This is a genomic window from Ethanoligenens sp. (assembly GCF_047718355.1).
In the GTDB taxonomy this organism is placed as follows: domain Bacteria; phylum Bacillota; class Clostridia; order Oscillospirales; family Ethanoligenentaceae; genus Ethanoligenens.
On the sequence record NZ_JBDNLG010000012.1, the window covers coordinates 1 to 20934 of the forward strand.

Here is a 20934-nt window from a genome sequence, read left to right on the forward strand (position 1 = left end):
TTTTCTAATTATTTTATATTCAGATGCAATATTTTTACTGAAAAATATTATTTTTCCCCAACTGCACAATCCATCTTGTGCTAATTTAATGGTTAGCCCATCAACCTCGCATTCGTAAAATGACGACTTATCAGGGTCATAATATTTATCATATGCTTTCTCTCTAAAATTACAGATATTATAATCAACTGTTTCATCGTACTTTTGTTTTGCAATATTAAATTGCATGATTCTTCGCATATCTTCTGCCGCCAATTCCAGCATCTTTTTATCGGCAGGGCATAGAGGTAATTTCAATATTTTATCCAGTGTACGCCACCGAATATCGTTATGCTCTATGCAAGTTGGCTCGTCAACAATGAGCTTACAAAAATAAAAACGGATATTGACGGTGATTTCTGGATACTCATATTCTACTTTTCGAAGCAGCTGCTCTATTTCAATTGTAACGCCTAATTCTTCGCGGCATTCGCGCATGAGGCATTCTTCTGGCGTTTCTCCGGCCTCAATCTTTCCTCCGGGAAATTCCCACAACAATTCACAGCGTTTTCCTTCGGGCCTCTGACAGACGAGCAGCTTTTCGTCTTTATGTATTACTGCTGCAGTTACTTCAATCAAAATCTGCACCTCGGTCTGCTTTTCTTAGTCTAAACTTATACTCTTTTCTTGTATTTCCGTTCTCATCTAGATCATCTTCATAAGTGTATTCAACAAGTTCAAACACGCTTTGGTAGTAATACTCTTGCGGTGAGAACTTAACAAACAGGTGAATATCTTTTCCTTCTTCTACAGCATTTACTATGGCTGTATTGCCAGATGACATTGTTTGGTCACCGGCTTTTCCTTCGCCGGAATAAATATACTCACCAGCTGTGGTCCAATGGTCGTGATACACGAAGCCAGTCTTTTTCTTATCAACAGAAGATATAAGAACTACTGTTGACGGTGTTTTATTAATGCCTCTGCCAAAGCCGGAAATCCTAATACCAAACTGTTCTTCAACCTGTTGATAAGTTAAAATTGGTTGTCTTGCTAGATGCTCAACATTATAATCAGCACCAAAACCATCCTCGATATTTTTCACTTTTTTCGCCGGAGAAGAAGTCTGCCTTTCAGCGGCTCGTCTTTCTTCTTCGGCTTTACGGTCAGCAAGCTCTGCTAGACGTCTTTCTTCCTCTGCACGCCTTGCAACGACTATGTCATTTAGTATCGTTTCCTGTATGGCTGAATTCTCAGCTTTAATAAACTTTTCAAAAGCATCTGGATATGCAAATTTGCTACTCTTTGCAGCAAACTGAACAGTGATATATTTGTCGTCTACCTCAGTGACAGTGCCTACTCCGAACACAGTATGTTTCACTTTTATATTCAATAAGTCCATGTTTTCTCAACTCCTTGCTTATCACAATCAATTCGTAACTATAATAATCTTTTTATTAGCTTAAATACGTTTTATCGATCAAACCGCAAAAGCATCGCATTTTTGGCTGAAAAACCTCCGAGTAAAAAAATTCATAGTCCACATTTTCGCCCTGTTTCCACGCGCACCTAAAAGCCCTCAAAAACATCTATCCTGTTCTCTCACCAAGCCCCAAAAACACAAAACATCTATTCTGTCCTGTCGTGAAAGCCCGTTATCAATCCTGTTCTCTCGCGAACGGAATCCGACTCGATAGACTGATTCCCATGCACAGGTAAAATCACGCTTTGAGTGTGCAGTTTGAAAACTGCAAAACCATAGAAATGGCTTATTTACTGGGCTTTCTGTACACTCAGTCTTTTACCCTTGACATCAATACTACCGTCTCCACATGTGATAGTGAGGCTGTGCAGGGAAATATGTCCATAAAGGCGTGAAACCCTTTATCTATCAGGGTTTTCGGCCATTCCGTAAATTAATGGCATACATCTCGCTTGCACGCAAAAGTAGGCTATTTGCTTTTTATACTTGGCAAATTGATATTTACCCGTGCCATTCTTTTTTCAGAATGGCATACTGCATAGTGTTTTCATAGCGAGGTGTGCCGTCTGGGTTATTGACAAAGGATACGAATTCTATAAATAATCCTTCCCGGCGCATACCGAGTTTTTCACAAAGGTGCTGGCTCGATAAATTGTAATCCTCGGTATAGGCGTAGATGCGTCTCGCACCTTTCTCACGGAACAGATAATCAAAAAAAGCATGCGCTGCTTCATATGCATAGCCTTTGCCTTGATAATCTGCGTTCAGCATCCAGCACGGGCTGAAGGTATCCAAGGGCAAACTTGTATCATGAGGTTCGCCACGCTCGGGATAGGCGTCTATCTCACCGATGACCTTTCCCGTCTCTTTCAGAACGATGGCGAAATAGTATTCAGTTTCACTGACTTGACTTTTCATTTTTGCTTTGGCTTCCTCGAGTGAGTTCAGTTTCATACTGGCAAAGCAGTTTACCGTTGGTTCTCTCAAATATTCCAATACATCTGTTGCATCGCTTTCAAGGAAAGGACGCAGAATCAATCTTTCTGTTTCAATCATGACTTCACCTCAATACATTATGATTTCTTATTTTTCTTTGGAACTGTATTTTTCCCCTTTACGATGGGTGCCGTTTTCATCTGTAATGACATTCGACCTGTGCTTTTTCGCTTCCTGTGCATCCCGAAATACATCCTCCGTGATGATGGGCGGATGATTGTCCTTTGCCAAGTACTCATATTTTCCGGTAACCGAATCTGTCAGTCTGATGGTGCCGATATACTTCTCATTGGTAAGAATGTTCTCAACGGACCGCTTGCTCCATTTTGGTTTGCCGGTTGGGGAAGGAGTGCCTTTCTTTTCAAGTTCCTTGATGATTCCAAGGACGCTTTTCCCATCATTGTACCAGCGGAAAATATCACGGACAACCTGTGCCTGCTCTTTATTTAAAACCAACTCGCCCTCGGCGGTTTTGTCGTATCCGTACAGTCTGCGTCTGTATAAACCCGATGTCCCCTGGGCGGCGCGAAAATTCAGACCCATACGGATGTTATCACTTCTGGTTTCGTTTTCAGCCTGAGCGAAAGATTCAATCACGGATATCATCAAATTGCTGTCCGTATTATCCGTATCCAGGTTTTCCTGCTCGAATATAACCCGTGTGCCGGCAGCCTTTAATCGGCGTAGGGCCTCCAGTGTATCTACGGTGTCTCTGCCGAACCGGCTAATGCTTTTTGTCAGAATGACAGAAATGTTGTGTGCTTCGCACTCCTGTAGCATTCGCTCGAATTCCTTGCGTGGAACTTCTGATTTTGCGGAACTGATGTCGATAAAAGTATCACGCAGTTTCCACTGCTCAACATGGGATACCGCTTTTGTCACTGCAGAGATCTGGACAGCAAGGCTGTTCAACTGGTCTTTGTCGGAAGTACTGACCCGGCAGTATATACCGACGTTCTTCACAATTTTATCCGATTTTGCCGGTATAAAAAATACCTTTGGATCCACTTCAATCCCTCCTTATGAACAGTCTGCCCAGATAAATTATACTTCTTCGGCAGGGTCTTTCTTCAACAGCTCATCTTCCAACTCGCATGCTGTCTCTAAGCAGGTGTCACAAATTTCTGCCGCTTCAATAGAGGAAGCACAGGCGCCTAATTCATAGAGAAATCCCGCAGGTTCGGGAACCGGAACCATCTGTCCGCACTTCTTGCAGAGAATATAAACATTGTTGTCCTTGATGGGGTGGAATGTATCTTTGCCATTTTCGCCGACGCTTTTTACATATAACATAGTAGTACCTCCTGTAAAATCGTACTACTATATACGCTCTAAAAAAGAACACAGTCAAGCAATATAATGACCAATTCCGACCCCTTTTTGATAACCATTATAGCCTAACTATATCATGGAATATCGCGAATGAAAAGTAGGCTATTTCCTTTTTTCAATTCAGCCAAAACACAATATGTTGCGTCATCGCTGCCGCGATTTGCTATATATTGCGCGACATCAATACGACCGTCTCAACGTGCGCCGTTCTTGGAAACAAGTCAAATGGGCGGACACGTGTACATTGATAGCCTCTTTCTGCAAACAGTGCCAAATCACGCACAAGTGTTTCCGGATTGCAAGAGATATAGACCAACCGAGACGGCGACATCCGGGCAATTGCATCAATAGCCGCTACATCCAATCCTTTGCGTGGCGGATCTACCACCACCACATCCGGTACAAGCCCCTCCTTTTGCAAACGTGCGGCAGCTTCTCCTGCATCCGCACAGTAAAAGACAGCATTTGTAATGCTGTTCTGCGCCGCATTGTACTTAGCATCGGTGACCGCGTCCGCAACCACCTCCACACCAATCAATCGCCCGACTTGCCTTGCCATGGACAGCCCAATTGTACCTACACCGCAGTACAAATCCAGTAAAACATCCGTACTGCGCAGGTCTGCAAATTCTGCCGCCATATGATAGAGTCTCTCTGCCTGTCGGCTGTTGACCTGATAAAACGACAAGGGCGACAGAGAAAATCGCAGTCCACAGAGTATATCCGTGATATGATCGTCGCCCCACAGAGTCTCACAACGTGCTCCAAGAATGACGTTGGTACGCGCCGTGTTGCGGTTAAGCACAATGCTTCGGGTCTGGGGCGCCGCCTGCCGACAATACTGAATAAGCTGTTTTTTATTTGGCAGGCTGCCTGCGCCGCCGTTGGCAACAACGCAGATCATCAGTTCCCCTGTCGCGGGCGCCTGCCGCAGAAACACATGTCGCAGCAGTCCCTTTCCCGTTTGCTCATCATAAGCGGAAACATCATTTTCCAGCATCCAGCGTCCAAAAGCATCCAGCACCTGTTGGAAAACAGGCGGTTGGAGCAAACAGTTCTCTGCGGGAACAATACGATGACTGCGCGGTGCGTAAAAGCCAAAGACCGGTCTGCCCTCCTGCCAACCGACCGGAAACTGTGCCTTATTACGATAGCCAAGCGTTTGTTCACAGCCCACAATAGGCTCCGGTACAATATCCAATTTGGCAATACGGCGCAGTGCATCCCCCACCCGTTCTTCTTTGATGCGCAGTTCTTCCGCATACTGGATATGCCTGAACACACAACCGCCACATTGAAAAAAAGTCGGACAGTCCACCGGAATACGCGCCGGAGACGGTTGCTCCACTTGCAACAATTTGCCGAATGCATACCGCGCGCGCACCCCGACAATTTTGATGCGCGCCACATCCCCGCGCACGCAGCCCGGTGTAAACACGACCGTGTCATCCGCCCGTCCCACACCGTTTCCGTCCTGTGTGACACCGGTGATATGCAGTGTCCACTCGGTATTCTTTTTCAGTTCCATGCTGTACTCTCTTTTATCTTCATTCCCATATCCAAAGGGAACCATTTACACATACCGAACGATTGTATACCCTATCTATTTTACAGTGAACCGCCGTGAAATACAAGCGCGAGACTATCTCTTGACAAAAATGGAATTTCCATGTACCATGTGTGTATTACCAATAATAGTACAGTTAATATGGAAAGGAGGTGCGAATTTGATTACCATCAGCAAGCAGTCCCCCGTCCCGGTCTATGAGCAAATCATTACGCAGTTTCAGCGGCTGATTCTGCTGGGCGACCTTCCGGAAAATACGCGCATTCCATCGGTGCGCGCACTGTCTCTAAAACTGTCCGTCAACCCCAACACCGTGCAAAAAGCCTACAATGAGCTTGAGCTGAAACATATCACCTACTCGGTGCCGGGTGTGGGGCGATACGTGCATCCGCAAGCACGCGGTATTATAGAAAAGCAATATGAAGCACATCTTGGCACCCTATACAATGCGGCATATGCGCTGGCGCTTGCCGGTATCCCAAAAGAGAAAGCGGAGCAGCAGGTTGAAGCAGCCTACCGCGCCGTACAAAATTATCTGGAAAAGAGGGAAAAACCATGATTGCCATTGAGCAAGTGACCAAAACATTTGAAACGTTCGCCGCAGTCAAAAAATTGAGCTGCACCATTGGCGCAGGCAGTGTCTATGGGCTGGTGGGTTCAAATGGCGCTGGCAAATCCACGCTACTGCGGCTCATCACCGGCATCTACCGGCCCGACAGCGGGTGCATCACACTGGACGGCGCGCCCGTCTACGAAAACCCGGAAGCAAAGTGCCGAATGGCATTCGTGCCGGATGATCTATACTTTCTGCCGCAGGCCAACATGGAACGTATGGCGCTGCTGTATGCGTCGATCTATGAGCGGTTCAGCGACAAGCGGTTCCGCAAGCTGGCAAAGGCGTTTCGGTTGGACACCAAAAAGAAAATCGGTTCTTTTTCCAAAGGAATGCGGCGGCAGGCGGCAACGATCCTCGCACTGGCGGCCCAGCCTGATTACCTGTTTTTCGACGAAACATTTGACGGGCTGGACCCCATCATGCGCGAGCTTGTGAAAAAGGTAATCTATTCCGATATCTGCGAGCGAAACGCAACTGCCGTCATCACCTCACACAGCCTGCGCGAGCTGGAAGACACCTGCGACCAGTTGGCGCTGCTACATCAGGGCGGGTTGGTGTTTGAACAGGATGTGGAACATCTCAAGACTGCACTGTTCAAGGTGCAGATCGCTTTTCCAGATTCCTTTGACCGAAACCGTTTTGCGGACATCATACTACGGCATTACGAGCAGAACGGGCGGGTTGCCAACATGATTGTGGCGGACGACCGTGAAAAAACCATAGAAAAGCTAAAAGCTATGAGCCCCACCCTGTTGGATGTGCTGTCGCTCAGTCTGGAAGAAGTCTGCTTGTATGAAATGGACGCGCTGGGTTACAGTCTGCAAGGAGTTCTGGACAACGAGGGGGAAGATATATGAAAAAGAGAATGTTCGACCCCGCCCTGTTTTGGGAAGGGATCCGCCAATTAAAGCTTAGCGGAGTTGCCTTACTGGTAGTTTCACTGATTTTGAACGCTTTGCCACCGCTTTTTGGCTGGATGAGCATATTGAACCAACAGCGAATGACACGTCTGTATCCAAACGCATACAGTGCACAGGATATCTCCTTCCATGTTTCCGCAATCAGGCTCGCACCAACCTTTATTCCGTTGATGTATCTCATTCCCATCATCTTGTGCATGGTGCTGTTTGGCTCTTTCCACACCCGCAAAGGTTCTGATTTCTATCATTCGCTTTCGAATACACGCGGCAGTATCTTCCTTAGCTTCGGCGCGGCGGCGCTTGCATGGTATGCTGTCATCGCCGCACTGTCTGTTTTGCTGCCAACGTTACTCTATAGCATCTTGGGCGCGGCGGTCATTCCTTCTTATATTGTTCAGGTGTTTTTTACTTATCTTGCAGGCGGCATATTGGTCGCCGCCGTGATGCTGCTTGCCATGTCGCTGACAGGCACACCCGTGGCCAATTTGATTGTTGCCGCGATGATTTTGTTCCTACCACGTGTAATCAACACATTTTTCACCATGGCCATATCGTCTTCTCTGACCATCATTAGACCGCAGTGGATCGGTGTCCTCGGAAATATGGCCTACAATATCCCTGCTAAATTTCCATTGTATTTTTTACTTCACTCCAATGGCAATTCACTCATACAAAACAGCGATGATTTATTCCTGATGAACAGTGCCATTCCCTATACGCTGGTTTTGGCAGCAATCTATTTCGTACTGGGCTGGCTGGCTTTTCGCGCGCGGCGATCAGAAAGCGCGGGGCGCAGTGCACCCAGCCGCCTTCTCCAGCATATCTACCGCTGTGCGTTTACATTGCCTGTCGCCATGCTGATTCCGTTTGACGCAATCTACCACCCAGGAACAGATCAGATAGGCAATGATATCATCATTTCCATCGTTGCTCTGCTGGTCTACTTCCTTTTTGAACTGATCTCCACCAAAAAGTTCAAAAATCTGCTAACCGCCGCTCCTGTTTTGCTGGTGCTGGTCGCCCTCGATGTCTTGCTTTGGCTGGGAGCCAACGGGATACGCAATCAGGTATTGAATGTCCATCTCACGGCGAATGACATCCAATCTGTCACGATTGACTGGACAGAGTCTAACTATAACTCATCACGAATACAGTACAATGATCTTTTAACAAAAGGCATCCGCTACACGGAGGCAGATGTACGCCAACGGGTGGCCACCGACTTGGACAGCGCAATTAAAATCGTCAAGCACAATCTGCGTGCGGGAAGCAGCAATATGCAATACCTGCAGTTAAATTACAGTGCAGTCATCCGCACCAAGGACGGACGCACACTCACACGATATCTGGGAAACAATAGTAATCTGGATAGCACCTCCAAAGTACCTTCCACCATGGAACTGGACGCTGCCATGCAGAAAAACCCTGCATACGCCGCTGCATCCACCATATTGCCCACAGATGCAGAAATCGAAAACGTTTCTCTTTCTGAAATGTATAATGGTTCAAATACTGCACAGGCAAAAAACATTTGGACCATGTATCGGACGGAATATGAAAAACTCTCCAACGCTCAGCGCACATCCCTGCTGTTCCGTTACACATCAGCAAATGACACCGAATCCATCGGCACCATCAACATCGGCGGCTCGCACGGACTGCAATATTATTACGGTCTGTATGGCATCACCCCGCTCACGCCCAAAACAGCCACCGCCTGTATCGACCTGTCTAATACCACATCCAACCTTCAAAGGGCACAAGCAGCCATGACGCAATACAACGGCAAAACCACCCATTTGCAAGCATCTGTCTTCAATACAAATAGTGACAGCGTAAAAGCAATGTCTGTATCAAGCACCGATGCTATAACGATATTGCCCATTTTGCAAAACAATCTGGGAAAACCCGTTGATGTCGCCGAACCGTTTGTAAAACTACAAGTTTTTCTCACCAATCCCACCATAACGGTTTATCTGCCACTGACAGCCGAAGACTTGAATACAATGCGACAATCTGGATTTTTGAACTGATGTTCCTCACCGCATAACCCAGCCAAACGAAAAACGACACCCTTGTTCTCTTTACAGAAACAAAGGTGTCGTTTTTCTATAGAAACAACCACTTAAACAATCATTCCAAAAAACCGCGGCGACGGACACGCCAGCACACCAGCGCCACCAGCGTACAAATAAGCAGCCCAAGGCAGGTAACAGCCAGCACCTCTGGCATCAAGCCGCCGTCTGCACTGGATGTATGGGGCTTTTGCACGGGTTTCGCTGCCAGCGGCACATCAATATCCGCCGTCTTAGACTGTGCAAACGCCAACTTTTCTGCGGCCGGATTGGCGGGTTGTGCAAACGCATAATTAAGCAGATGCTGCGTGTCACCATAAATTGCTTCTGAATTTACACCGTTCATCACCACGGCCACTAACGTACGCCCATTCTTCTTTGCTATAGTCACCAGTGTGTTGCCGGACATGGTTTCCCATCCTGTTTTGCCCGCTACCACATCCGCGTCATAATACGCAGTCTTTTTCATCATCTTGTGTAATGTGGTGAAAGTCTGCGCATTTTTCCGCAGTGCGGAAGCCGGTAAGGTGAACGTGCGGGCGCCAAAATACCGCATCACGGTAGGATTCTGTGCCGCCGCACGTGCAATGAGCGCCATATCATACGCGGTGGTATAGTTATTCGGATCAGGCAAACCGTTAGGCGTACTGAAGTGACTGTCCGTCGCGCCAAGCGCGGCTGCCTTCTCATTCATCATATCCACAAAGCCGCTCACCGAGCCACCGATATGGTCGGCAATTACAACCGCCGAATCATTGGCCGATGCCAGAAACATCGTATATTCCAGTTGCTCCAGCGTGATGGTATCGCCCGGCACCAGCGCGATGTTTGCCACACTTTTTCCTTGTGCCTGTACCACATCCTGCGGCACCGTGACCACATCAGACGGGCTGCCCTTCTCCACTGAAACCAATGCGGTCAGGATTTTAGTGATACTGGCCGGGAACATCCGTGTATGCATACCTTTTTCGTAATATATCTGCCCGGAGTCCGCGTCGGCAACTAACCCAGTGGTCGATTGCAAAACCGGCTGTTCATTCGCATCCGCCGAAACGGTAGACTCCACGCTTTTTTCTTTTGAAGTTGATTTTGCCTGCGCGGGTAACGCCATAAAAGCTATCAGCCCCGCCATGGCCAAGGCACAGGCCACCCTGCTTAATGAACCACATTTCATATAACCAATCCAGACCCTATTTAAAGTTTGTCAAATCAACGTGAGCAAACAAAAAGCGATCACAATCATTACATTTCCGTTACAGCACTGTAACTTATTGTAACGCAGCCCTCACCACGATGCAAGTGTTTTTTTATTATTCCCAACATTTTTGACAAATAATAAGCAGATTCCTTATGGGTTATACATGGACAACGCACAAGAAGTCGATTCCCTCTCGCCATCCTCCAGCCTTTGATAAACATCCACATGAAAATCAAGTGACGTACACAGTGTCGGCAAGTGTACCAGCCGGGCAGAGGCATCCGCAGGCGTTTTCCAGTAATACGGCGTCATTGCAAACAAATCGTTCATCTGACTGCCGCGCACCAATATCTCCCGCTTTTCGGAAAACTGTGTAGCCTGTGTAAAGCCGGGCAGATAATACGTATTCGGAGGATTCTCATAAGGATTTTCGTACAAAATCTCTTTCAGCCCAAACAAATGTTTAGGGCCGGGCGAAACAATGCAGAGCAGACCGCCCGGTTTCAGAACACGGGCGCATTCCGCGCCACAAACCGGTGCAAATACGCTGAGGACAATGTCAGCGCTTGCAGGGAATAGCGGCAATCTAAATAGGCTTGCCACCGCAAAGGAGATGTCCTCCCCGCGTTTGGCGCCGGTGCGCACGGCAGCCTTGGAAATATCCACCCCAGCGACCTGTGCGGCAATCCCTTTCCGGTGGAGATGTGCGGCAATACCCGCGGTATAATATCCCTCACCGCATCCGGCATCTACAACGAGCGGTTTTTCCACATCCCGTTCTCGCAAAAAAGCGGCTGCGTCAGCGCAAAGGCGATTCAGCAAAAATCCATATGCGCCGCTCTCCAAAAAGCGATGTCTTGCGGTCACCATTCCTTTGCTGTCCCCTGCATGGGTGCGGTTAGTCACCCAAAGGTTCACATAGCCGCCGGAAGCGATATCAAAACTGTGTCCAGCGGAGCAGCGCAGAGTTTGGCCCTCTTGAATCAACGCCTGCCCACAAACAGGGCAGCAAAAACATTCAAACATGTTGGTTCCTTTGTCTGCCGGGAAAACGGTAACCAGTGCCCGTCCAACCCGGTCTTCTCACTTGATGCTATGCATGGCATTCATCATTTATTACGTTCACATTTGTGCATTCTCGCCCGCTTGCGCCGTGGAAACGGGCAGCGGCAGAACCTTTTTCAAATACTGTCCGGTATAGGATGCCGGACAAGCGGCCACTTCCTCCGGCGTACCGGATGCCACCAGCGTCCCGCCGCCGTCTCCGCCTTCCGGCCCGAGGTCGATGAGATGATCCGCCGTTTTGATGACATCCAGATTGTGTTCGATAACCAAAACTGTGTTGCCGCCGTCCACCAGCTTCTGCAATACATCAATCAACCGGTGTACATCGGCCACATGCAGTCCGGTGGTCGGCTCGTCGAGGATATAGATGGTTTTGCCGGTGGAACGGCGCGCCAATTCGGTCGCCAATTTCACACGCTGTGCTTCACCGCCGGACAGAGTGGTGGCAGGCTGTCCGATCTTCACATAACCCAAACCGACATCGAACAGTGTTTGCAGCTTCCGCTGGATACGCGGCACGTTTTCAAAAAACGCCAGCCCCTCTTCCACCGTCATTTCCAATACGTCATAAATGCTTTTACCCTTGTATTTGACCTCAAGGGTTTCACGGTTATAGCGGTGGCCTTTGCAGACATCGCATGGCACATACACATCCGGCAGAAAATGCATTTCAATTTTAATGATGCCGTCGCCTTGGCAGGCCTCGCACCGTCCGCCTTTGACATTAAATGAGAACCGGCTGGCGGAATAACCGCGCATTTTCGCATCCTGCGTAGAAGCAAACAACGTGCGGATATCCGTGAACACCCCGGTATACGTTGCGGGATTGGAGCGCGGTGTGCGTCCGATGGGCGACTGATTGATATCAATAACTTTATCCAGATATTCGATGCCGGTCATTCCGCTGTGTGCGCCGGGACGCGTCTTTGCCCCGTTGAGTTCAGCAGCCAAGCGCTTGTGGATGATTTCATTGACCAGCGAGCTTTTTCCCGAGCCGGACACCCCTGTCACACAGGTGAACGTACCCAGCGGAATTTTGACGCGGATGCCCTTCAAGTTGTTTTCTTTCGCGCCCTTAACCACCAGTTCGTTTCCGTTGCCTTTTCGGCGGGCTTCCGGCACTTCAATTTTCTTCACGCCGGAGAGATACTGTCCTGTAATCGAATCGGGACAGGCCTTGATGTCCTCCACCGTACCGGCACAAATAATATTGCCGCCGTGCACCCCCGCACCGGGGCCGACATCTACAACCCAATCGGCGGCGTACATCGTGTCCTCATCGTGCTCGACGACGATGAGCGTGTTGCCGATATCCCGCAGGTGCCGCAATGTTGCCAGCAGCTTGTCATTATCGCGCTGATGCAGCCCAATACTCGGTTCGTCCAGAATATACAGCACGCCCACCAGTGAGGAACCAATCTGCGTGGCAAGCCGGATGCGCTGGCTTTCACCGCCCGACAGCGTCGCCGCCGTGCGGGAAAGCGTCAGGTATTCCAACCCGACATTTTTCAAAAAGCCCAGCCGCTCGCGCACTTCTTTGAGGATACGCCCGGCAATCAGCTGTTCTTTCTCCGTTAGCGTTAACGTATCCAGAAACACCAGTGCCTTCGTAATGGACAGCCGACAGAATGCATCAATGTTGATGCCGCCAACCGTCACCCCCAGAATTTCCGGCTTCAAACGGGCGCCGTGACAGGCTGGGCAAGGTTCGCGTGTCATGCAGCCTTCAATTTCAGCGCGCATCCAATCGCTCTGTGTTTCTTTGTACCGGCGCTCAAGGTTGTTCACCACGCCCTCAAACGGGGCATGGAACGTGCCGGAACCAAACGCACCCTCCCGACGCAAGGTGATTTTTTCTTCGCCGGTGCCGTACAGAATCACATCCAGCGCCTTTTGGGGCAGGTCCTTAACCGGCACGGAAAGTGAGAATCCATAATGCTCCGCCAGCCCGATATAATACATATGTGAAATGGAGCCGCCGTCCAGTGCATTCCATCCGCTGGCCTGTACCGCGCCGCCCTCAATGCTGCGGTTTTTGTCAGGGATGATGCGCGCCGGGTCGATCTTCATCTGAAAACCCAGTCCGCCGCAGCTCTCGCACGCGCCGTATGGGTTATTAAACGAAAACATGCGGGGCGACAGTTCCTCCATGCTGATGCCATGCTCCGGGCAGGCGTAATTCTGCGAAAACAGAATTTCCTCCCCGTCCACCACATCCGCAATCGCCAGTCCGCCGGACAGGCCGGTCGCGGTTTCCAGCGAATCCGCCAGTCGGGCGCGCACTTCCGATTTGACCACCAGACGGTCCACCACGATCTCAATGTTATGCTTTTGATTTTTGGACGGCTTGATTTCTTCCGTCAAGTCATACAAGCTGCCATCCACCCGCACACGGGCGAAGCCACCGCGGCGCGCCGCTTCAAATTCCTTCTGGTGTTCTCCCTTGCGCGCGCGCACAACCGGAGCCAGAATTTGAATCTTGGTTCCCTGCGGCAATGCCAGAACCTGATCGACGATCTGGTCAATGGTCTGCTGCTTGATTTCCCGTCCGCATACCGGGCAATGCGGAATGCCAACCCGCGCATACAGCAGGCGCAGATAATCATAAATCTCGGTCACCGTTCCAACCGTGGAACGCGGGTTGTTGGATGTGGTTTTCTGGTCGATGGAAATTGCCGGTGACAAACCCTCGATGTAATCGACATCCGGTTTGTCCATCTGTCCCAAAAACTGGCGGGCATACGAGGACAGCGATTCCACATATCGGCGCTGCCCCTCGGCATAGATGGTATCAAATGCCAACGAGGATTTCCCGCTGCCGGAAAGACCGGTGAAAACAATGAGTTTATCGCGCGGCAGTTCTAAATCGACATTTTTGAGATTGTGCGCGCGCGCGCCTTTGATATAAATGGTGTTTTTAGGCATACGGTTTTCCCCTCCGGTCTATGATACGATGAAAGCGCCTTGTGACGCAAAACTTAGTACTTGGATACAGATACGTCCCCTACGCGCGCGGAAGCATCCAGCGACAGACTGGGCAAAAGCGTCCCCGACAAAGCCGCTCCCGTGGTAGTCGTCGTTTCGTTCCGGGACTGTAGGGTACCATCCTGTGTCCGAATCTTGACATCTCCCACATCGCTGCACAGCTTCAGTGTACCGTTGCCGGCAAGTGCAGCCATAAATCCGCAATCCACATCGCCCACTCGCGCCTGCAGCACGCTGTTACCTGAAAAAACGGAATTTTCAACATCCACATCCCCCACATCGGCCTGCGCGTTGACCACACCATTCAAAGCCTCCGTGCGGATATCGCCCACTTTCGTATTTAACCGGAATACATGCAACGTCTGCGGCACAATCAGCTGCAAATCGACCGAATAATCCGTGTTCGGCCGGTTGGCCTTGATCCACTTCCACATATCCGTATGAGTCTTGCGGTTCTGCACTGCCACCGTCAGCTTGCCGCCGGCCTGTGACAGTACAAAATTCGTCAAGTCAAGCAATTCATTGGAATCCGACACGGAAATGCCATGATTGGCTTTTACGGTTGCCTGAAGTTCCACCGCCTGATTGGACCCATAACCTACGGTCATATCCCCAACAGAAGTCCCGGCTTCCATAACCGTGACGCCGTCCTGCAATTGCACCGATTGTGCAAATGTCTTGGTACGCTCATTTTTAGGAGACAGCGCTTGATGGCGTATACCGCATCCTGTCAATAACAGCAAACCGGCAATTGCAACAGCAGCCACGCAATGGATCGTTTTCATGCCACCACAACTTTCTGTCAAATCACGAATCGGTCAAGATGCCTGTCCTTTGCGTTTACGCGACCCGGATGCTTTCTTGGTTTTGGGTTTTTCCTCCACGCCGGTGCCTTCGCCGCGCAATTCTTTGATCTTGTCACGCAGGAACGCCGCCTGCTCAAATTCAAGCATCCGCGCAGCCTCTTTCATCTCGGTACTCAGCTTGCGGATGATCTTGTCGCGCTCCGGTTTGGACAACTTCTTGAACGATTTACGATCCTGCGTATCATCTTTAGAGGAAATCTCAATGATGTCGCGCACATCCTTGACAATCGTTTTTGGCGTGATGCCGTGTTCCGTATTATATTTTGTCTGAATACCGCGGCGGCGATCCGTTTCCTCAATGGCGCGTTCCATGGAGGGCGTAACATGGTCGGCATACATGATGACGATGCCGTTGGCATTCCGCGCCGCCCGCCCGATAATCTGCACCAAAGACGTTTCGCTGCGCAGGAATCCCTCTTTGTCCGCGTCCAAAATTGCCACCAGCGAAACTTCCGGAATATCCAGTCCCTCACGCAACAGGTTAATGCCCACCAGCACATCGAACTCACCCAGCCGCAAATCGCGAATAATCTCCATCCGCTCAATGGCCTCGATGTCGTGGTGCATATAGCGTACTTTCACACCCATACCGTCGAAATAGCGTGTCAGGTCTTCCGCCATCCTTTTGGTCAGCGTGGTGACCAATACGCGTTCATGCCGCTCGACCCGCTGATTGATTTCCGAAAGCAGATCGTCGATTTGTCCATCGGTGGGCCGCACCTGCACCTCCGGATCGATCAGTCCGGTTGGGCGGATGACCTGTTCCACGATCTGGGCACTTTCCCCGCGTTCAAATTCGCCGGGGGTCGCGCTCACAAAAACAGCCTGATGGACATGGTCAAGAAATTCGGTAAAATTGAGCGGACGGTTGTCCAGCGCAGACGGCAATCGGAAGCCAAAGTCAATCAGTGTCTGCTTGCGTGCACGGTCGCCCGCCGACATCCCGCGCACCTGCGGCAATGTGACATGGGACTCGTCCACAAACAACAGATAGTCATCCGGAAAATAATCAAGCAGCGTACACGGTGTACTGCCCGGCGGACGGCGCAGCAGCACACGTGAATAGTTTTCGATCCCGCTGCAAAACCCGATTTCCCGCAGCATTTCAAGATCGTATTTGGTGCGCTGTTCAATGCGCTGTGCCTCCAGCAGTTTATCGTGCGCTTTAAACCACTTGACCCGCTCCTCCAGTTCCTGCTCCAAATCCGCAATCGCAGGAATGATTTTTTCCGGTGCCACAATATAATGGGATGCCGGATAGATAGCAATATGCCCCAATACGCCTTTGACTTCGCCGGTCACGGTACTGATCTCCGTGATGCGTTCCACCTCATCGCCGAAAAATTCAATGCGCACCGCGCTTTCGCCTGAATATGCCGGGAACACTTCCACCACGTCCCCCCGCACACGAAACTTGTTGCGCACAAAATTCACGTCATTGCGCTCGTATTGCAGGGAAACCAGTTTTTTCAGCACCTCGTCGCGGTCCTTCTGCATTCCCGGACGCAACGAAATCACCATGCTCCGATAATCGATTGGGTCACCGAGGTTGTAGATACAGGATACCGACGCCACGATGATAACATCCCGCCGCTCCGACAGCGCCGATGTGGCAGAGTGGCGCAATTTATCAATTTCATCGTTGATCGCACTGTCTTTTTCAATATAGGTGTCCGTTGAGGGTACATACGCCTCCGGCTGATAATAGTCGTAATAACTCACGAAATACTCAACGGCGTTATCCGGAAAAAACTCCTTGAACTCACTGCAAAGCTGTGCGGCCAACGTCTTGTTGTGCGCCAATACCAAGGCAGGACGATTCGCTTTCGCAATGATATTCGCCATTGTGAACGTCTTGCCCGAACCAGTCACACCCAGCAGTGTCTGTGCCTGATCGCCGCGCAGAACGCCATTTACAAGCTGCTCAATGGCCTGGGGCTGATCGCCGGTTGGCTGATAAGGAGATACAAGATGAAAGGTATCCATAGAAAGCCCTCCTGGGCAGAACAACATGCGCGGAGTCCGCGAAACGCGCCCTCGCGCAACCTGCGGCCGCATCAAAACAGCAAATGCCTATGGGAATAGTATAGCACAAAACACACCGGCGTGCAGGCAAAATTCAAAAAACTACAAACCCGTCGCGTGTGGCAAACAACTTGTTGGTTGTCGGCGTTGCAGCGAGAGAAACCCAATCCTTGCCTGCAATAATCAGGTGGTCGAGCAAACGGATGCCGACCGTGTGCAGCGCGTTTGCCACCTGTTCGGTCACGCGGACATCCTCACCGGATGGCACCGCGATGCCGCCCGGATGATTGTGTGCCAGAATCACGTCGGTGGCGGCATAATGCACCACGATTTCCACAATGCGGCGCACACTGACCGACGCGGCGTTCACACTGCCCTCAAACACCTGCCCGCAGAACAGCACTTTCCCTTTGCCATCAATGCACATCAGCGCAACAATCTCATTGGTACGTCCCATAAAGAACGGCAGCAAGTATTTGGCGGCATCCTCCGAATCCTTGACAATACGGCCCGCATCACTGAGATCCATCAAGTAACGGCGGCACACTTCCGGAAATAATTTGAGGAGGATTGCGGCGTTTTCCCCGATGCCTTTGACCTTTTGCAGTTCTTCCAGCGGGGCGTCGAGCACATTGGACAGCGAACCACCGAATGCGTTCAACAGCCGATGAGAGAGTTCGTTGGTATCCCGCCGGGGCAGCGCATAAAAGAGGATCATTTCCAAAATGACGTGCGGCTCAAAATGGTCAATTCCCTCCGCCGCAAATCGGGATTTCAGCCGCTCGCGGTGCCCTTCGTGCGCATTTTTGTCAGTCGTTTTCACTGGATGTTCCCCTCGCTGCCTTTGCTATACCCGCTGCTACCCTTATCATACCAAAAAAGAGTCTATTTGAAAAGTACCACGCGACGACGAAACATGGTATACTATATCTATATGCCCGAAACTGAACGCCATTTAAAGGAGAACCCACGTGAAAGCATTTACCATTGGAGCAAACGACGCCGGTATGCGCGTAGACAAGTTTGTTGCAAAAGTCGCACCCTGCCTCCCAAAAAGTCTGCTGTATAAATATATCCGTCTCAAACGCATTAAGGTAGATGGCAAACGCACGGCCATTTCCCAGCGCCTGATCGTGGACAGTCTGGTAGAACTTTACGTCAACGACGAATTTTTCGAGGCAAAGGCGCCCACTTTTCTGGATGCGCCCACGCACGTTGAAATTTTATATGAAGACGAAAATATTCTTATCGTGGACAAAAAGCCCGGGCTGGTCGTGCACGAGGATGAATCCGGCTCACCGGATACGTTGATTGGACGCATCCAGCATCTGCTTTATGAACGCGGTGAATATGACCCTGAACAGGAAAACAGCTTTGCGCCCGCTCTCTGCAACCGCATCGACCGCAACACCGGCGGCATTGTTCTGGCTGCAAAAAATGCACCCGCTCTGCGCATCCTCAACGAAAAAATCAAGGTGCGGGAAGTACTCAAACGTTATTTATGCATCGTGCATGGGCATCTAAAAGAGAAAACCGGCACGCTCACAACCTATCAAGTCAAGGATGAGGCCCAAAAGAAAGTACACGTGTATGACCGCCCGATGCCAAATGGGCTGACCGCCGTCACCAAATACCATGTGCTGGATGAACAAGGCGCGCTCTCCCTGTTGGAGGTGGAGCTGGTGACCGGACGTACACACCAAATCCGCGCAGCGTTTGCACACATCAGGCATCCGCTGCTGGGTGACAGCAAATACGGTGATAACGAGTGCAACCGTCCGTATAAGCTGCGATATCAGGCACTCTACGCCTATCAGACCACCTTTGCCTTTTCCACAGACGCAGGGCCTCTCAACTACCTGAAAGGGAAAACGTTCAACGTCGAGGAAATCTGGTTTGCCCGGAAAACCCATTCCGGTTTTTGCATTCAAGACAGCCTGCGCCGTTAATCCGCATTGTTTTATATTGCTGTACGGCCTCCGTTTCACTTGTTGGAACAGAGGCTGTCATATTATTCGCCCTTATTTTCTCCCAACGGTTTTGGACGCAAGTTTTCTTTTAAAAACGGGATCTTACGCAGCAGGCGCAGCAGCCGGGTGCCCAGCGGCAATTTGGTGATGTCCTGAGCCGTCACGCCACCAATCTTTATCATGACTGAGAAGTAGATGAAAATACCGGCCACAACGGTTATCAACAGTGCCGCATCATTGGCGGCGATATTGATCTGCGTGGAATGACGCGGCGCAAACGGTAAATACAGCGCGGAATAAATTCCCCAGCACGCCAGGCCCATCACCGCCGAACCGAATACCGGTGCGCGCAGACTGCGCAGCCCACAGGAGCCGACATGCAGACGCTGACGGGCCACGCGGTCATTGAGTATGATCGTTATCAGCCAGCCCATGGCGTTGCCAATGATAGCGCCCTTGATATTGACCGCATGGAGCGGAATCAGCAATACATTGCACAAAATCTTTGGAATCATGCCAATGATAGTGTTCAGCGGGCCTGCCAACGGCGCACCGCCGGCCAGCAGCAAGCCGGACTGTACAGCGGCAATAACGGAAAGCACCGCCGTCCAGACACCGAAAACGATCAAATCCGACCCGTTGTTCCGATGGAAAAAGACCAATGTAATCGTCGGTTTTGCGAGGAACATCATGCCGAACACAATTGGAATCATCAGCATATAGACCAGCTTGTAACTTTCCGTCAGCCGATGGCGGAACAGCTTGTGGTTTTGCACCGCCAATGCGGACGCGATTGCTGGCACCATTGTGATAACCAATGGATTGGTAAACCCGATTGCCACCGTAAACAGGCGGCTGAACTGCGTGGAGTACACCCCATATAGGCCGCTTGCCACAAAGTCAGACAATCCGCTTTGCATGAGGCTTCGTTTGCAGGTAAACGCATCAATCAGGCCGGGAGCGTTGGCTGCAAACGAACCGATGACTGCCGGGATGGCGTACCGCGTAATTTCCCTGTAGATGTCCCGGTTATACAGCACTGGTCCGTCATACGTTTGCTCTTTTAACTCGCGATGACGCTGCTCACGAAACAGCACGGTGAACAAATAACTCAAAAACAGCGCGGAAGCAATGGCGCCAAGCACGGTGCCGACCGACGATCCGGCAGCACCAAAGATATACGGTATTTGCGGATCTGTGCTCGCGTGTTTGGCCACATTAAACAGAAGCCAGATAAACAAGGCGGTAAAAACCGTATTGACCAACTGTTCCAGCAACTGCGCAATCGCGGTGGGCACCATATTCTGCCGCCCTTGAAAATAGCCACGCAACGCACACGACACACAGGAAAACAGAAAAGTAGGCGCAATCACCTGAAACATCAGTACGGCCTCTTTGGGAAATGCCACGTAATCCGCTAAAGCCCCAGCACCCAGATACGTAAACAGCGTGGCGCAAAGGCCCAAGACCCCCAAGATGATGGAGGCACATCGAAGAACACGTTGCGTGCTGCGGTAATCGCCCAAAGCCGAGCGCTCGGCCACCATTTTGGAGATGATGCTCGGCAGTCCGACATTGGTCAATGAATAAATAAATGTATATAAATACATTCCCGCCGCAATAATGCCGTTGCCGTAGTCGTGCATAACTGCCGATTGAATGGGCAGATACACCAGCGCCAACACCTTAATCAGCATGGTGGACACGCTTAAAATGGCAAACCCTTTGGAAGTTGATTGCTGTTTCATATCGTTCCCCGAACATTGAAATCCAATTTTTTCAAACGGCATCTCAATGAAAATTTACAAAAAAATTGTTTGTGTCAAAAAGAGTATGGTATAATGAAATACGTATCGG

Annotated in this window: 17 protein-coding genes; 4 read left to right on the top strand and 13 right to left on the bottom strand. The window is 50.2% G+C overall.

Features of this window, described 5'->3' with window-relative positions:
• The 6 genes from ABF463_RS03225 to rlmD all read right to left on the bottom strand — a co-directional run.
• Window positions 1–618, bottom strand: a 618-nt coding sequence (locus ABF463_RS03225) for a (deoxy)nucleoside triphosphate pyrophosphohydrolase (RefSeq protein WP_415532109.1), incomplete at its 3' end; no start/stop codon positions are given.
• Window positions 611–1381 carry a hypothetical protein gene (locus ABF463_RS03230; RefSeq protein WP_415532110.1) on the bottom strand — a complete coding sequence of 257 codons (771 nt, stop codon included), beginning with the start codon at window positions 1379–1381 and terminating at the stop codon, window positions 611–613. The genes ABF463_RS03225 and ABF463_RS03230, both read right to left, overlap by 8 nt.
• A 582-nt stretch (window positions 1382–1963) precedes the next feature.
• Complete coding sequence (locus ABF463_RS03235) at window positions 1964–2518, bottom strand: GNAT family N-acetyltransferase (protein WP_415532111.1); 555 nt, start codon at window positions 2516–2518, stop codon at window positions 1964–1966.
• Between the two features lie 27 nt (window positions 2519–2545).
• Window positions 2546–3466 carry a recombinase family protein gene (locus tag ABF463_RS03240; protein WP_415532112.1) on the bottom strand — a complete coding sequence of 307 codons (921 nt, stop codon included), beginning with the start codon at window positions 3464–3466 and terminating at the stop codon, window positions 2546–2548.
• 36 nt (window positions 3467–3502) lie between these two features.
• The gene (locus tag ABF463_RS03245; RefSeq protein WP_415532113.1) at window positions 3503–3751 is read right to left on the bottom strand and encodes a hypothetical protein; all 249 of its coding nucleotides are present in this window, start codon (window positions 3749–3751) and stop codon (window positions 3503–3505) included.
• 202 nt (window positions 3752–3953) lie between these two features.
• The gene (gene rlmD, locus ABF463_RS03250) at window positions 3954–5318 is read right to left on the bottom strand and encodes a 23S rRNA (uracil(1939)-C(5))-methyltransferase RlmD (protein WP_415532114.1); all 1365 of its coding nucleotides are present in this window, start codon (window positions 5316–5318) and stop codon (window positions 3954–3956) included.
• A gap of 199 nt (window positions 5319–5517) precedes the next feature.
• Between rlmD and ABF463_RS03255 the strand changes: the two genes are divergently transcribed.
• The 3 genes from ABF463_RS03255 to ABF463_RS03265 are packed head-to-tail and all read left to right on the top strand — an operon-like array spanning window position 5518 to window position 8926.
• Window positions 5518–5916: a GntR family transcriptional regulator gene (locus ABF463_RS03255; protein ID WP_415532115.1), complete on the top strand. Its 399-nt coding sequence runs from the start codon at window positions 5518–5520 to the stop codon at window positions 5914–5916.
• Window positions 5913–6830 carry an ABC transporter ATP-binding protein gene (locus ABF463_RS03260; RefSeq protein ID WP_415532116.1) on the top strand — a complete coding sequence of 306 codons (918 nt, stop codon included), beginning with the start codon at window positions 5913–5915 and terminating at the stop codon, window positions 6828–6830. The genes ABF463_RS03255 and ABF463_RS03260 overlap by 4 nt, the downstream gene beginning before the upstream one ends.
• Window positions 6827–8926 (top strand): hypothetical protein, encoded by a 2100-nt coding sequence (locus ABF463_RS03265; RefSeq protein WP_415532117.1) that lies wholly within the window; start codon window positions 6827–6829, stop codon window positions 8924–8926. The genes ABF463_RS03260 and ABF463_RS03265 overlap by 4 nt, the downstream gene beginning before the upstream one ends.
• A 100-nt stretch (window positions 8927–9026) precedes the next feature.
• On the opposite strand, the gene ABF463_RS03270 is transcribed toward ABF463_RS03265, so the two are convergent.
• From ABF463_RS03270 to ABF463_RS03295, 6 genes are all read right to left on the bottom strand, one after another.
• On the bottom strand, window positions 9027–10142 hold the full coding sequence (locus ABF463_RS03270) for a D-alanyl-D-alanine carboxypeptidase family protein (protein WP_415532118.1): 1116 nt from the start codon (window positions 10140–10142) through the stop codon (window positions 9027–9029).
• A gap of 174 nt (window positions 10143–10316) precedes the next feature.
• Window positions 10317–11192 (bottom strand): putative RNA methyltransferase, encoded by an 876-nt coding sequence (locus ABF463_RS03275; protein ID WP_415532119.1) that lies wholly within the window; start codon window positions 11190–11192, stop codon window positions 10317–10319.
• Between the two features lie 96 nt (window positions 11193–11288).
• Window positions 11289–14156 carry an excinuclease ABC subunit UvrA gene (gene uvrA / locus ABF463_RS03280; protein WP_415532120.1) on the bottom strand — a complete coding sequence of 956 codons (2868 nt, stop codon included), beginning with the start codon at window positions 14154–14156 and terminating at the stop codon, window positions 11289–11291.
• Window positions 14157–14209: 53 nt separating this feature from the next.
• Window positions 14210–15001, bottom strand: a complete 792-nt coding sequence (locus tag ABF463_RS03285) for a hypothetical protein (protein ID WP_415532121.1) — start codon at window positions 14999–15001, stop codon at window positions 14210–14212.
• Between the two features lie 33 nt (window positions 15002–15034).
• The gene (uvrB, locus tag ABF463_RS03290; RefSeq protein ID WP_415532122.1) at window positions 15035–17068 is read right to left on the bottom strand and encodes an excinuclease ABC subunit UvrB; all 2034 of its coding nucleotides are present in this window, start codon (window positions 17066–17068) and stop codon (window positions 15035–15037) included.
• 133 nt (window positions 17069–17201) lie between these two features.
• Window positions 17202–17930: a JAB domain-containing protein gene (locus ABF463_RS03295; protein WP_415532123.1), complete on the bottom strand. Its 729-nt coding sequence runs from the start codon at window positions 17928–17930 to the stop codon at window positions 17202–17204.
• A 148-nt stretch (window positions 17931–18078) separates the two neighbouring features.
• Between ABF463_RS03295 and ABF463_RS03300 the strand changes: the two genes are divergently transcribed.
• Window positions 18079–19056 (top strand): RluA family pseudouridine synthase, encoded by a 978-nt coding sequence (locus tag ABF463_RS03300; protein WP_415532124.1) that lies wholly within the window; start codon window positions 18079–18081, stop codon window positions 19054–19056.
• Between the two features lie 62 nt (window positions 19057–19118).
• On the opposite strand, the gene ABF463_RS03305 is transcribed toward ABF463_RS03300, so the two are convergent.
• Complete coding sequence (locus ABF463_RS03305; protein WP_415532125.1) at window positions 19119–20825, bottom strand: putative polysaccharide biosynthesis protein; 1707 nt, start codon at window positions 20823–20825, stop codon at window positions 19119–19121.
• Between the last annotated feature and the right edge of the window lie 109 nt (window positions 20826–20934).